Source organism: Streptomyces venezuelae, from assembly GCF_008642355.1.
Taxonomy (GTDB): domain Bacteria; phylum Actinomycetota; class Actinomycetes; order Streptomycetales; family Streptomycetaceae; genus Streptomyces; species Streptomyces venezuelae_B.
Map to the genome: position 1 here is coordinate 5,858,213 of NZ_CP029193.1, position 14,260 is coordinate 5,872,472.

10 protein-coding genes are annotated in these 14,260 nt (G+C 70.8%); 7 read left to right on the forward strand and 3 right to left on the reverse strand.

The features are described from left to right. Positions 1 to 59 precede the first annotated feature (59 nt). Complete coding sequence (locus DEJ47_RS27195) at positions 60 to 269, forward strand: DUF6191 domain-containing protein (RefSeq protein ID WP_150172539.1); 210 nt, start codon at positions 60 to 62, stop codon at positions 267 to 269. Between the two features lies 1 nt (position 270). Here the strand turns inward: DEJ47_RS27195 and DEJ47_RS27200 are convergent, their stop codons facing one another. Further along, positions 271 to 1,434, reverse strand: coding sequence for a PQQ-dependent sugar dehydrogenase (locus DEJ47_RS27200; RefSeq protein WP_150175897.1), 1,164 nt, complete (start codon positions 1,432 to 1,434; stop codon positions 271 to 273). A gap of 91 nt (positions 1,435 to 1,525) precedes the next feature. Continuing rightward, positions 1,526 to 2,560 carry an aldo/keto reductase gene (locus DEJ47_RS27205; protein WP_150175898.1) on the reverse strand — a complete coding sequence of 345 codons (1,035 nt, stop codon included), beginning with the start codon at positions 2,558 to 2,560 and terminating at the stop codon, positions 1,526 to 1,528. Positions 2,561 to 2,678: 118 nt separating this feature from the next. On the opposite strand from DEJ47_RS27205, the gene DEJ47_RS27210 reads away from it, so the two are divergent. The 6 genes from DEJ47_RS27210 (at position 2,679) to serA (ending at position 12,626) form a co-directional block, all read left to right on the forward strand. Further along, positions 2,679 to 3,632: a 2-hydroxyacid dehydrogenase gene (locus tag DEJ47_RS27210; RefSeq protein ID WP_150172541.1), complete on the forward strand. Its 954-nt coding sequence runs from the start codon at positions 2,679 to 2,681 to the stop codon at positions 3,630 to 3,632. A gap of 384 nt (positions 3,633 to 4,016) precedes the next feature. Next, positions 4,017 to 7,052 (forward strand): putative bifunctional diguanylate cyclase/phosphodiesterase, encoded by a 3,036-nt coding sequence (locus DEJ47_RS27215; protein WP_398338290.1) that lies wholly within the window; start codon positions 4,017 to 4,019, stop codon positions 7,050 to 7,052. Positions 7,053 to 7,286: 234 nt separating this feature from the next. Next, positions 7,287 to 9,134: an acetolactate synthase large subunit gene (locus DEJ47_RS27220; RefSeq protein WP_190415585.1), complete on the forward strand. Its 1,848-nt coding sequence runs from the start codon at positions 7,287 to 7,289 to the stop codon at positions 9,132 to 9,134. A 29-nt stretch (positions 9,135 to 9,163) separates the two neighbouring features. Further along, positions 9,164 to 9,691 (forward strand): acetolactate synthase small subunit, encoded by a 528-nt coding sequence (gene ilvN, locus DEJ47_RS27225; protein WP_055568881.1) that lies wholly within the window; start codon positions 9,164 to 9,166, stop codon positions 9,689 to 9,691. A gap of 104 nt (positions 9,692 to 9,795) precedes the next feature. After that, complete coding sequence (gene ilvC, locus DEJ47_RS27230) at positions 9,796 to 10,797, forward strand: ketol-acid reductoisomerase (RefSeq protein WP_150172547.1); 1,002 nt, start codon at positions 9,796 to 9,798, stop codon at positions 10,795 to 10,797. Positions 10,798 to 11,021: 224 nt separating this feature from the next. Continuing rightward, the gene (serA, locus tag DEJ47_RS27235) at positions 11,022 to 12,626 is read left to right on the forward strand and encodes a phosphoglycerate dehydrogenase (protein ID WP_150172549.1); all 1,605 of its coding nucleotides are present in this window, start codon (positions 11,022 to 11,024) and stop codon (positions 12,624 to 12,626) included. 61 nt (positions 12,627 to 12,687) lie between these two features. Here serA and DEJ47_RS27240 read toward each other — a convergent pair whose 3' ends face one another. Beyond that, positions 12,688 to 14,223 carry an MFS transporter gene (locus DEJ47_RS27240; RefSeq protein WP_150172551.1) on the reverse strand — a complete coding sequence of 512 codons (1,536 nt, stop codon included), beginning with the start codon at positions 14,221 to 14,223 and terminating at the stop codon, positions 12,688 to 12,690. Positions 14,224 to 14,260 lie beyond the last annotated feature (37 nt).

Here is a 14,260-nt window from a genome sequence, read left to right on the forward strand (position 1 = left end):
TCGGACTGTGGCGGCCTCGCCTACGCTGGACTGCGCAATCACGGCTCCTGGGAGGCGCAGTGTTCAACGCGATCGAGGCCCTGTTCGCGCCGGGCCGCAAGCACACCGACGACGAGCGGAAGCGCCTGGAACTGACCCGCGTCGACCTCGCCGACGGCGACCCGGGGCGCGGACCGATAGACCTGTCCTCGGGCAAGGTGGTCGTACGCCCACCCGTGCCGTCGCCGCGCGCCGACGCAACCCCGGACTCCGACGAGCCGGAGAGCTGAGCTACTCCACCCGCACCTCCAGGATCTTGTCGTCCCCCTTCTCCGGCGTGCCCCGCGAGTCCGTCTCATTGGTGACCAGCCACAGCTTGTCGCCGCCCGCCGCGAGCACCGTGCGCAGGCGGCCGTGCTCGCCCTCCAGGAACGCCTGCGGCTCCGGGTCGCCCTCCACGCCCCGCACCGGGACGCGCCACAACCGCTCGCCCCGCAGCCCCGCCATCCACACCGAGCCCTCCGCATGGGCGACCCCGCTCGGGGAGGCGTCGGAGGTCTTCCACTGCGCGACCGGATCGCGGAAACCCTCCTTGCCTTCCTTGCCCTCCACCTCCGGCCAGCCGTAGTTCCCGCCGGACTTGATCTCGTTCAGTTCGTCCCACGTGTCCTGGCCGAACTCCGAGGCCCACAGCCGCTTCTGCTCGTCCCAGGCCAGACCCTGCACATTGCGGTGCCCGAACGAGTACACGGGGGAGTCGCCGAAGGGGTTGCCGGGGGCGGGCTCGCCGTCCGGGGTGAGGCGGAGGATCTTGCCGCCCAGGGACTTCTTGTCCTGCGCGAGGCCCGTGTCCCCCGTTTCGCCCGCGCCCGCGTACAGCATCTTGTCCGGGCCGAACGCGATCCGGCCGCCGTTGTGGATCGTGCCCTTCGGGATGCCCTTGAAGACCGTGTCGGGAGCGCCCAGTTGTTCGCCCTTCGGCTTCTTCTCGTCGTACAGCATCCGGGCGATGCGGTTGTCGGACTCCGTCGTGAAATACGCGTACACGAAGTGGTCCGAGGCGTACGACGGGGAGAGCGCGAGGCCCATCAGGCCGCCCTCACCGCCGGAGGAGACGCCCGGCACCGAGCCGAGCTCCGTCTTCTTGCCCGTCTTCCCGTCGATCCTGGTGATCGTCCCCTCGTCGCGCGAGGACACCAGCAGGTCGCCGTCGGGCAGCGCGGCGAGGCCCCAGGGGGACTTGAGGCCCGTGGTGAGGGTGCGGGTGACCTTCGCCGAGCCCTTCTCCGGCGGGGCGTCGGCACCCGCCCTGCCGGTGGGGGACTGGCTGGTCCCGCCCCGTTCCGGTGGACTCTCGGCGCGGTCCGGTTCACCGTCGCCGGACGAGCACCCGGCCACGAGGACGAGGACGACGGCGGCCGTCGCGGCCGTAACAGCAGGTCGATGCACGATCAGGATCCCTTCGACGCGGTGCTTCTCCTGTTCATACACCGCCCGCGCCCCGGCGGGTTCCCGATCCGCCGCCACGAGATCACAACGTCATGGCTCAGTCCCACGACCCCAGCGCCGGCGGCAGCGCCGCGATCTCCGCGAGGTCACGCTCCGTGAGCCGGATCGCCGCGGCCCCGGCGTTCTCGACCGCCCACCGCTCCCGCTTGGCCCCCGGAATCGGCACCACATGCCGCCCCTGCGCGAGCACCCACGCCAGCGCGGCCTGCGCGGGCGTCGCCCCGTGCCGCTCCGCCACCCTGCGCAACCCCACCACCAGCGGCTGGTTCGCCGCCATCATCTCCGCGGTGAACCGGGGATGCCGGGCCCGCAGGTCGTCGGGCTCGAAGCCCATGCCGGGCTTCAGCGTCCCCGTGAGGAAACCGTTCCCCAGCGGCATCGCCGCGAGGAACCCGACGCCGCGCGCCACGCACCACGGCAGCAGCGCGTCCAGCGCCTCCGGCGACCACACCGACAGCTCGGCCTGCACCGCGCTCACCGGAAACACCTGCTGCACCCGTTCCAGCTGCCGGATCGTCAGATCGTGCAGCCCCGGACCCGGGCGCCCCGGCGCAGAACGCCGTTGGGCGCGCGCCCCCACGGCGCACAGCCCCAGGGCCCGCACCTTCCCCGCGGCGACGAGTTCGGCCATCGCGCCCCACGTCTCCTCGATGGGTACCTCGGGATCGGCGCGGTGCAGCTGATACAGGTCGATGGTGTCCGTCTGGAGCCGCCGCAGCGACGCGTCGCAGGCCCGCTTCACATAGCCGGGGCGGCCGTTGGCGACGATGTGCTGCTCACCCACCAGCAGCCCGCACTTCGTCGAGACGAACGCCTCCGCGCGCCGTTCCTTCAGGACCCGGCCGATCAACAGCTCGTTGGTGAAGGGCCCGTACATGTCCGCCGTGTCGAGCAGCATTCCCCCGCCGCGACCGCCGTCCGCGGCCCCCGCCGCGTCCAGTGCCGCGTGCACGGTGCGCACCGACGCGTCGCCCCGCTGCCGCGAGCCGGTGTACGCCCAGCTCATCGGCATGCAGCCGAGTCCGACGGCGCCCACTTCGAGCGCCCCCGCGCCGATCGTCCTGCGCTCCACCTGGTCGTGCCCTCCCGCCCCTCGTTCGGAGATCACCCAAACTAACCTTTCGCCCCGGTGGCCTCGACCGTTGCCCTCCCGGGGACGGCGTACTCCGGCGCGCATTAGCCTCCAGGCCATGACGACAGATGTATGGCTTCCGTTCGAGGCGCACGAGATCCAGGGCCTGCCCGGGGCCGCCGACGCCGGGCTCACCTACCGTTACTGGGACGGCGGCCCGGAGTTCCCCGCGGACCCGGCCGACTGCGTCTTCTATGTGGTGCCCTACATGAAGGGCACGGAGATCGCGGTACGTCCCCTGTCCGCCATGACGTCCTTGCGCGTCGTACAGACACTGACCGCGGGCATCGATCACGTGGAGCCGGGCATCAAGTTCCTCGCGCCCGGCGTGGAACTGTGCAACGCCCGCGGGGTCCACGAGGCGAGCACCGCGGAGCTCGCGCTGACCCTGGTCCTCGCCTCGCTGCGCGGCATCCCGCGCTTCGTGGAGGGGCAGCGGCAGGAGGAGTGGCGGGCCGGTTTCTACCCGGCGCTCGCCGACAGATCCGTGCTCATCGTCGGATACGGATCGATCGGCTCCGCCATCGAGGACCGGCTCACCCCCTTCGAGTGCGCGCGGGTGGCGCGCGTCGCGCGCTCTGCCCGTGCCACGGAGCGCGGCCCCGTGCACCCGCTCGCCGAGCTGCCGTCCCTGCTGCCCCAGGCGGATGTCGTCATCCTTTCGACACCGCTCACCGAGGCCACGCGCGGGCTGGTGGGAGCGGACTTCCTGGCCCGCATGAAGGACGGCGCGCTGCTCGTGAACGTGGCCCGCGGACCCGTCGTCGACACCAAGGCGCTCCTCGCCGAACTGGAGTCCGGCCGCATCACCGCCGCGCTCGACGTGACCGACCCCGAACCGCTGCCCGCAGGTCACCCGCTGTGGCACGCTCCAGGAGCGTTGGTCAGCCCGCACGTGGGCGGCTCGTCCTCCGCGTTCCTGCCCCGTGCCAAACGCCTGCTGGCCGCCCAGCTGACCAGGCACGTGGCCGGACAGCCCCTGGACAACGTGGTGCTGACGACGGGCAGTTGATCACCCTGGAGCGGTTTGTGCACGCTCCGCGTCTGTCCGTGTGCGCCCCGTGCCCACTTCCGCGAGTGCGGTCACGGAGCGTAGAGGAGCTATGTCCCTGAGTGACGACTCTGGTGTATCGTCCCGACTGGGGATGCGCCGTGGACCGTTCGGCGCGGGGAAGAGACAGCAGACGCGAGGGGGGCGACGGGCGATGCACGGCCTATGGGTGAACGATCCGACGCGGCGGAACCTCAGCCGGCGACTCCGACGCACACCGACCCGCAGACGCAGGCGCACCGCGAGCCGCACGGCCGGATGCCGCCGCACACCACAGCGCCCCTGTCGGCCCGGCCGACGCGCGAGCCGGACGGACACGGGGGCGGCACGGACCGGGGCGGCCCGGTGAACGCCCGCGTGACCTCCACCCCCGTCCTCGACGGAGGGGTGGCGGCGCTGCCGCCCAGGATCCCGCTGGCCCGGCGTCCGCTGCCCGGAGGTCGAGGCGTCGTCTCCCAGCTGGCGCTGCTGCTGCTCTGCGGGGCGTACGCCACCGGATCGGCCCTCGGCTGGGGATCCGAACGGCTGGCCCTGATCATGGGCGACTTCGGCCTGAGCGTCGCCGCGGCCGCCGCCGCGGTCTCCTGCTTCCGCTACTCACGCACCCGGCGAAGCCGCTTTCGACCCGCATGGCTGCTCTTCGCGCTCTCCTCCGCGATGGCGGCCTTCGGCAACGGCGTCTGGGGCTGGTACGAGGTCGTCCTCGACCGCCCCGTCCCCAGTCCGGGCCTCGCCGACCTGTTCTTCCTCTGCTTCGCGCCGCCCGCCATCATCGGGCTTCTCGTGCTCGCCAAACGCCCGGTGACCAAAGCGGGTTGGGGGTGCCTGGCGCTCGACTCGTGGCTGATCGGGGGTTCGCTCCTCACCCTCTCATGGAGTCTCGCGCTCGCGCACACCGCGCAGTTCGAGGGCCAGAGCGTCGCGTACGCCGCGCTTTCGCTCGCGTACCCCCTGCTCGACATCGCGCTGGTCAGCATGGTCCTGGCGCTGCACTTCAGGCGGTCGTCCGCCAACCGCTCCGCGGTGAACACCGCGATCGGCGCGCTCGCCCTGACCGTGATGTGCGACGCGCTGTTCACCTCACCGCTGCTGCACACCAGTTACCGCTCGGGCCAGATGCTGGACGCCGGCTGGTTCGCGGGCTCGCTCCTCCTCGCGTACGCCCCGTGGGCCGCGCCATGGCACGTGCGCGAAGGGCTCGGCACGGGCCGCGCGCGCGTGCCGTACGACAGCGAGCCCGAGGACCCGGTCCCCGCCACCCGTCCGATCGCCGGATCGCTGGCCGCCCTCACGCCCTATCTGGCCGCCGCCGTCTGCACGTTGGGGATCCTCTACAACGTGCTGAACGGCCGCAGTGTGGACCGCGTCGTGCTCCTCACCGCGGGCACCGTCGTCCTCGCACTCGTGGTGCGCCAGGGCATCATGCTCCTGGACAACATCACGCTCACCCAGGAACTGGCCCAGAAGGAGAACCACTTCAGGTCCCTGGTCCAGGGCTCCAGCGACGTCATCATGATCGCCGCACCGAACGGCATCCTGCACTACGTGAGCCCGGCCGCCTCCGGGGTCTACGGCAGGGACGCGGAGGAGCTCGTGGGTTCCGAACTCGCCTCCCTCATGCACCCCGAGGACCTCGGGCGCGTCGTCCACGAAGTGCGCAGGTTCCTCGCCGCCAACCCCGTCGAGGAACCCACCACCCGCATCGAGTGCCGCTTCAAGTCCGGCGACGGCGACTGGCTGAACGTGGAGTCCACCGTCAACCGCCACCAGGGCGGACTCATCTTCAACAGCAGAGACGTCACCGAACGGGTGCGGCTCCAGGCCCAGTTGCAGCACAACGCCGAGCACGACCCGCTCACCGACCTGCCCAACCGCGCCCTGTTCACCCGGCGCGTGAGCCAGGCGCTGACCGGCCGAAGAGTCACCGACCGCGGCACGGCCGTGCTCTTCATCGACCTCGACGGCTTCAAGGCCGTCAACGACACCATCGGACACCAGGCCGGGGACGAGCTCCTCATCCAGGCCGCACGCAGACTCCAGGAGGCGGTGCGTTCGGGCGACACCGCCTCCCGGCTCGGCGGCGATGAGTTCGCGGCCCTCATCGTCGGCGACGGGACCCGGGACCAGGCCGCGAGAGAACAGCACATCTACGAACTCGCCGACCGGCTCAGAATCACCCTGTCCCAGCCGTACGCCATCGACGGCAACGACGTGCGCGTGGCGGCGTCCATCGGCGTGGCCTTCGCCGAACCGGGCATCGGCGCGGGGGAACTGCTCCGCAACGCCGACCTCGCGATGTACCGGGCCAAGGCCGCGGGCAAGGGGCGCGTCGAGCTGTACGCACCCCAGATGCAGGCCGACGTCGTCCGCAAGGCGGAGCTCGCCACCCGGCTGCGCGCCGCACTGCACGACGGCGAGTTCGCGCTGCTCCACCAGCCCGTCGTCTGCCTGGACGACGGCCGGATCACGGCGGTCGCGGCCCAGGCACGCTGGCGCTCGGCGCAGGGCGTCCTCTTCACGCCCGCCGAGTTCCTGCGGGTCGCCGACTCCAAGGAAGGCCAGGACAAGCGGGCCGCCGAGCTGGGCCGCTGGACGTTCGAGAAGGCCGTGGAGCAGGCCGCCGAGCGCGGCAGGACCGGGCACGCCGTGCCCGTCGCCGTCCGGATGAGCGCGCGCCGCCTCCTGGACCGCTCCATGCCGCTGGGCTCCATCGAGGCGCTCCTGACCCGCCACGGGCTGCCCTCCGGCGCGCTCGTCATCGAGCTCGCCGAGACCGACCCGCGAGTCTCCCTCGACGATCTGGAGCGCCGGCTGGCCGCCCTGCGCAGGCTCGGGGTGCGCATCGCGCTCGACGGGTTCGGCAGCGGGTACGCGGCGATCACGGCCCTGCGACGGCTCCCCATCGATGTACTGAAGCTGGACCGCGGCCTCGTCGAGGGCGTAGTCGAGTCCGCGCGGCTGCACAAGATCACTTCCGGACTGCTGCGCATCGCGGGCGACCTGGGCCTCGACTCGGTGGCCGACGGCGTCGACCTGCCCGAGCAGGTCGTGGCCCTGCGCGCGATGGGCTGCACGCACGGACAGGGCATGGCGTTCGCCGGACCGCTCGACGAGTACCGGCTGCGCCGGGCGCTCACCATGGGCGAGTACCCGGTGCCGCACGGCCCGGCCGAACCGGTGCTCGCGGGCGGCCGTCCCGCGGCGTACGCGGGCGGCTCGGCGGCGGCGTACGGCGGGCCGGCCGGAGCGTTCGCGGGCGGCGCGTCCCCGTACGCGGTCGGGCCTCCCGGAGCGTACGCGGGGGGCCCTCCGGGGACGCTCACGGGCGGCCCCGCGGCCTATGCGCGTTCACATAATGAGACCCCCGTCCCACCTACTTGACAGGTACTGCGTGCCGGGGGGAGGGTCAATGCCATGCGCACCCGAATTCTCGTACTTGGAAAGCGCGTCGGCTGAAGCTGGGAACGACCGGTCCGAACACCGGATCCCCAGCGACCGCACCCGGCGCGCTCCCCTCGCTTGCCTCACGGCACGAGGGGTTTTTTGTTGCACTGGCACCTGCCAAACCCCCGCAAACACCCCGCAAAAACCCTCAGCTTCGAGAAGAGAATGCCGATGACCGAGCAGGCCACCGGGGCCCACCATCCGCAGCCGCGGCCCCGATCCTCAGGACAGCAGTCCGCCCCCGTCGAGCACGTCACGGGTGCGCAGTCCCTCATTCGTTCTCTCGAGGAAGTCGGGGCCGACACGGTGTTCGGCATTCCGGGCGGCGCCATCCTCCCCGCGTACGACCCGATGATGGACTCCACCCGGGTGCGGCACGTCCTGGTCCGGCACGAGCAGGGCGCCGGTCACGCCGCGACCGGCTACGCGCAGGCCACCGGCAAGGTCGGCGTCTGCATGGCGACGAGCGGCCCCGGCGCCACCAACCTGGTCACCCCGATCGCCGACGCCCACATGGACTCCGTCCCGATGGTCGCGATCACCGGCCAGGTGGCCTCCAAGGCCATCGGCACGGACGCCTTCCAGGAGGCGGACATCGTCGGCATCACGATGCCGATCACCAAGCACAACTTCCTGGTCACCAAGGCCGAGGACATCCCGCGCACCATCGCCGAGGCCTTCCACATCGCCTCGACCGGACGCCCGGGACCCGTCCTCGTGGACATCGCCAAGGACGCCCTCCAGGCGCAGACGACGTTCTCCTGGCCGCCGCAGCAGGACCTGCCCGGCTACCGCCCGGTGACCAAGCCGCACGCCAAGCAGATCCGCGAGGCCGCCAAGCTGATCACCGCCGCCAAGCGGCCGGTGCTCTACGTCGGCGGCGGTGTCATCAAGGCCGGGGCCACCGCGGAGCTGAAGGTCCTCGCCGAACTCACCGGAGCGCCCGTCACCACCACACTGATGGCGCTCGGCGCATTCCCCGACAGCCACCCGCTGCACGTGGGAATGCCGGGCATGCACGGTGCGGTCACCGCCGTCACCGCGCTGCAGAAGGCCGACCTGATCGTCGCCCTCGGAGCCCGCTTCGACGACCGCGTCACCGGCAAGCTGGACAGCTTCGCGCCGTACGCGAAGATCGTCCACGCCGACATCGACCCGGCCGAGATCGGCAAGAACCGCGCCGCCGACGTGCCGATCGTCGGCGACGCCCGCGAGGTCATCGCCGACCTCGTCCAGGCCGTCCAGGCCGAGCACACCGAGGGCCACACGGGTGACTACGCCGCCTGGTGGGCCGACCTCAACCGCTGGCGCGACACCTACCCGCTGGGCTACACGCAGCCCGAGGACGGCTCGCTCTCGCCGCAGCACGTCATCGAGCGCGTCGGACAGCTCGCCCCGGAGGGCACGATCTTCGCGGCGGGCGTCGGCCAGCACCAGATGTGGGCCGCGCACTTCATCGAGTACGAGAAGCCCGCCACCTGGCTCAACTCCGGCGGCGCCGGAACGATGGGCTACGCGGTCCCGGCCGCGATGGGCGCCAAGGCCGGGCGGCCCGACCGCACGGTCTGGGCGATCGACGGCGACGGCTGCTTCCAGATGACCAATCAGGAGCTCACCACCTGCGCCCTGAACAACATCCCGATCAAGGTCGCCATCATCAACAACGGCGCCCTCGGGATGGTCCGCCAGTGGCAGACGCTGTTCTACAACCAGCGGTACTCCAACACGGTGCTGCACAGCGGTCCCGAGGACATCGGCCCCAACAAGGGCACCCGCGTCCCGGACTTCGTGAAGCTGTCGGAGGCCATGGGCTGCGTGGCGCTGCGCTGCGAGCGCCCCGAGGACCTCGACAAGGTCATCGCCGAGGCCAACGCCATCAACGACCGGCCCGTCGTCGTCGACTTCATCGTCCACGAGGACGCCCAGGTGTGGCCGATGGTCGCCGCCGGCACCTCGAACGACGAGGTCATGGCAGCCCGGGGCGTCCGCCCCGACTTCGGCGACAACGAAGACGACTGAGACCGAGAGCGAAAGAGAGACCAAGAGTCATGTCCACCAAGCACACGCTCTCCGTCCTGGTCGAGAACACCCCCGGCATCCTCGCCCGGATCGCCGCCCTGTTCTCCCGCCGCGGCTTCAACATCGACTCGCTCGCCGTGGGCGTCACCGAGCACCCCGACATCTCGCGCATCACCATCGTCGTGAACGTCGAGGACCTGCCGCTCGAACAGGTCACGAAGCAGCTCAACAAGCTCGTCAACGTCCTGAAGATCGTCGAACTGGAGCCGGGCGCCGCGGTCGCCCGCGAACTCGTCCTGGCGAAGGTCCGCGCCGACAACGAGACCCGCTCCCAGATCGTCGAGATCGTCCAGCTGTTCCGCGCCAAGACCGTGGACGTCTCCCCGGAGGCCGTCACCATCGAGGCGACCGGCAGCAGCGACAAGCTGGAGGCCATGCTCAAGATGCTGGAGCCCTTCGGCATCAAGGAGCTCGTCCAGTCCGGCACGATCGCCATCGGCCGCGGCTCCCGCTCCATCACCGACCGCAGCCTGCGGGCGCTCGACCGCAGCGCCTGACCGGTACGCGCCGGTACCCCTCTCGGATACCGAGACCCGAGACCTTCCCTCCCTGAACCCGCCGTACGGTGGGACGCAACACCAGCACACATAGGAGATTCCCAGTGGCCGAGCTGTTCTACGACGCCGACGCCGACCTGTCCATCATCCAGGGCCGCAAGGTCGCGGTCATCGGTTACGGCAGCCAGGGCCACGCCCACGCGCTGTCGCTCCGTGACTCGGGTGTCGACGTCCGCGTCGGTCTGCACGAGGGCTCCAAGTCGAAGACGAAGGCCGAGGAGCAGGGCCTGCGCGTCGTCACCCCCGCCGAGGCGGCGGCCGAGGCCGACGTCATCATGATCCTGGTGCCGGACCCGATCCAGGCCAAGGTCTACGAGGAGTCCATCAAGGACAACCTCAAGGACGGCGACGCCCTGTTCTTCGGCCACGGCCTGAACATCCGCTACGGCTTCATCAAGGCCCCCGAGGGCGTCGACGTCTGCATGGTCGCCCCCAAGGGTCCGGGCCACCTGGTCCGCCGTCAGTACGAGGAGGGCCGCGGCGTCCCGTGCATCGCGGCCGTCGAGCAGGACGCCACCGGCAAGGGCTTCGAGCTGGCGCTCTCGTACGCCAAGGGCATCGGCGGCACGCGTGCGGGCGTCATCAAGACGACCTTCACCGAGGAGACCGAGACCGACCTGTTCGGCGAGCAGGCCGTGCTCTGCGGCGGCACCGCCGCGCTGGTCAAGGCGGGCTTCGAGACCCTGACCGAGGCGGGCTACCAGCCGGAGATCGCGTACTTCGAGTGCCTCCACGAGCTGAAGCTGATCGTGGACCTCATGTACGAGGGCGGCCTGGAGAAGATGCGCTGGTCCGTCTCCGAGACCGCCGAGTGGGGCGACTACATCACCGGCCCGCGGATCATCACGGACGCCACCAAGGCCGAGATGAAGAAGGTCCTCGCCGAGATCCAGGACGGCACGTTCGCCAAGAACTGGATGGACGAGTACCACGGCGGTCTGAAGAGGTACAACGAGTACAAGACCCAGGACGAGAACCACCTCCTGGAGACCACCGGCAAGGAGCTGCGCAAGCTCATGAGCTGGGTCAACGACGACGACGCGTAAGTCGTGACGACAAGGGCCGGGGCAGCCGTCCCGGCCCTTGTCCATCGTGTCCAGCCACGGACGAGTGATCCTTCCACCGAGAAGCACGACGACGTCCATGGCGCCACTACACTTCTGTTCAACATTCGCGTCGGGCCCACAGCGTCGTGCGTCTTCCACGCGGCTAAGCGACTCCGCCTGCGGCCGTCGGGACGGCCGTCCGCAAGGGACTTGTGAGGACTCACGTGAGCACTGCTGCAACCGGCAAACCGGTCGTACTCATCGCCGAAGAGCTGTCGCCCGCCACCGTCGACGCGCTCGGGCCGGACTTCGAGATCCGTCAGTGCAACGGCGCGGACCGCGCCGAGCTGCTGCCCGCCATCGCCGACGTCGACGCGATCCTGGTCCGCTCCGCGACCAAGGTCGACGCGGAGGCCATCGCCGCCGCCAGGAAGCTCAAGGTCGTCGCCCGCGCGGGTGTCGGTCTGGACAACGTGGACGTGTCGGCCGCCACCAAGGCCGGCGTGATGGTCGTGAACGCACCGACCTCGAACATCGTCACCGCCGCCGAGCTCGCCTGCGGCCTGCTCCTCGCCACCGCGCGCAACATCCCGCAGGCCAACACCGCCCTGAAGAACGGCGAGTGGAAGCGCTCGAAGTACACCGGCGTCGAGCTGGCCGAGAAGACCCTCGGCGTCGTCGGCCTCGGCCGCATCGGCGCGCTCGTCGCGCAGCGCATGAGCGCCTTCGGCATGAAGGTCGTCGCGTACGACCCGTACGTGCAGCCCGCGCGCGCCGCCCAGATGGGCGTCAAGGTGCTCTCCCTCGACGAGCTGCTCGAAGTCTCGGACTTCATCACCGTGCACCTCCCCAAGACGCCCGAGACCCTCGGTCTCATCGGCGACGAGGCGCTGCACAAGGTCAAGCCGTCCGTCCGCATCGTCAACGCCGCGCGCGGCGGGATCGTCGACGAGGAGGCGCTGCACTCCGCCCTCAAGGAGGGCCGCGTCGCCGGCGCCGGCCTGGACGTGTACGCGAAGGAGCCCTGCACGGACTCCCCGCTCTTCCAGTTCGACCAGGTCGTCTGCACCCCGCACCTCGGCGCCTCCACGGACGAGGCGCAGGAGAAGGCGGGCATCGCCGTCGCCAAGTCGGTGCGCCTCGCCCTCGCCGGTGAGCTCGTGCCCGACGCGGTGAACGTGCAGGGCGGCGTCATCGCCGAGGACGTCCGTCCCGGCCTGCCGCTCGCCGAGAAGCTCGGCCGGATCTTCACCGCGCTCGCCCAGGAGGTCGCGGCCCGCCTCGACGTCGAGGTGTACGGCGAGATCACCCAGCACGACGTGAAGGTGCTCGAACTGTCCGCGCTGAAGGGCGTGTTCGAGGACGTCGTCGACGAGACGGTGTCGTACGTGAACGCGCCGCTGTTCGCGCAGGAGCGCGGCGTCGAGGTCCGGCTGACCACGAGCTCCGAGTCGCCCGACCACCGCAACGTGGTCACCGTGCGCGGCACGCTCTCCGGCGGCGAGGAGATCGCCGTCTCCGGCACGCTGGCCGGACCGAAGCACCTGCAGAAGATCGTCTCCATCGGTGAGTACGACGTGGACCTGGCGCTCGCCGACCACATGGTCGTCCTCCGGTACGCCGACCGTCCGGGCGTCGTCGGCACGGTCGGCCGTGTCCTCGGCGAGGCGGGCATCAACATCGCGGGCATGCAGGTCGCTCGCGCCGACGTGGGCGGCGAGGCGCTGGCCGTCCTCACCGTGGACGACAACGTGTCGCAGGCGGTGCTGAACGAGCTGGCGGCGGAGATCGGGGCGGAGTCCGCCCGCGCGGTCGACCTGACCGACTAGTACGGACCCGTACTCCCGCGGCTTCGGTTGCCGTGGGTCACCGGCTTCGCCGAGTTCGTCGTCAAACGCCGGACAGGCTGGAATGCTCCGCCTGTTCGGCGTTTTGGCGTGTGTGGACGCCCTTCAGAGCCACCGCCGCCACCCCCGCCGCCGTGAGCAGCAGTACCGCCCCCGTCACCGCCGCCACGTGCATGCCCGTGGTGAAGGCCTCCCTTGCCGAGGCCAGGAGGGCATCGCCCGTTCGGGTGGGGAGGTGGGAGGCCGTCGCCACCGCGCCCGTCAGGGTTTCGCGGGCCTCGGCCGGGGACGTCTCCGGCATGTGGCTCCGGTAGACCGTGTTGCCGATGGAGCCGAGCAGCGCCATGCCCATCGCGCCGCCGAACTCCTGACCGGTCTCCAGGAGCGAGGACGCCGTGCCCGCCTTCTCCGGCGGAGCCGTGCCGAGCGCCAGGTCGGTGAGTTGCGAACCGACGATGACCGCGCCGCAGGCCAGCACGCCCGCCCCGGCGAGGACGAGCCGGAGCGATGACGTGCCGGTCAGGGCGAGCAGACCGTAGCCGCAGGCGGAGACGGCGAAGCCGGTGGCGACGACGTGGGCGCGGTCCATGCCGCGCTGCACGAGCACCGTGGCGACCGGGGCGGCGAAACCGATGAGGACCGAGGGGAGCAGCGCCCACAGCGCCGCCTCCATCGCGCTCTTGCCGAGCACGGACTGCAGGTACTGCGTGGTGAAGTACGCCGAACCCATCATCGTCAGCGAGGAGATGAGGTTGAGGGAGATGGCGGCACCGAAGGCGCGGCCACGGCCGCGGAACAGGTCCGGCGAGATCATCGGCGAGGCGGCGGTGCGCTGGCGGTGCACGAAGAGGGCGGCGAAGGAGAGGCCGACGGCGACGGACGCGACGTAGGGGAGTTCGACGCCTTCGGCGGGCATCTCCTTGAGGCCCCAGACGAGCGGCAGCACGGCGGCCATCGACAGCGGCACGCTCAGCAGGTCGAAGCGGCCGGGGCGCGGGTCCCTGGACTCCGGGATCAGATGGGGCGCGAGGACCAGGAGCAGTGCCATCGCGGGCAGGTTGACCAGGAAGACCGAGCCCCACCAGAAGTACTCGACGAGGACGCCGCTCAGCACCGAGCCGAGCGCCACGCCGGCCACCAGGACGCCCTGCCATATGCCGATCGCCTTGGCGCGCTGTCCTTCGTCCCGGAACAGGTCGCGCACGATCGCCAGCGTGGACGGCATGAGGGTGGCGCCGCCGATGCCGAGGACCGCGCGGGCCGCGATGAGGGTCTCGGCGCTGTTCGCGTACGCGGCGGCGAGGGAGGCGGCGCCGAAGGCCGCGGCGCCGAACAGGAGGAGCCTGCGGCGGCCGATGCGGTCGCCGACCGCGCCCATCGTCATCAGGAGTCCGGCCAGGACGAAGGCGTACATGTCGAAGATCCACAGCTGTTGGGTGCCGCTGGGCGCGAGGTCGGCGCTGATCTCCGGGATCGCGAAGTAGAGGACGGACACGTCCATGGAGACCAGGAGGAGCGGGAGCATCAGGACGGCGAGGGCGGCCCATTCCCTGCGGGTGGCACGCGGGTTCATCTGCATGGCGAGGACTGTACGGACGTCTTATACGGTTGTCTAG

Bases quoted from the DNA above. Each gene is read 5' to 3' on its own strand.
- ilvN (WP_055568881.1), top strand. From the start codon at position 9,164: ATGTCCACCAAGCACACGCTCTCCGTCCTGGTCGAGAACACCCCCGGC.
- DEJ47_RS27240 (WP_150172551.1), bottom strand. From the start codon at position 14,223: ATGCAGATGAACCCGCGTGCCACCCGCAGGGAATGGGCCGCCCTCGCC.
- DEJ47_RS27220 (WP_190415585.1), top strand. From the start codon at position 7,287: ATGACCGAGCAGGCCACCGGGGCCCACCATCCGCAGCCGCGGCCCCGA.
- DEJ47_RS27210 (WP_150172541.1), top strand. From the start codon at position 2,679: ATGACGACAGATGTATGGCTTCCGTTCGAGGCGCACGAGATCCAGGGC.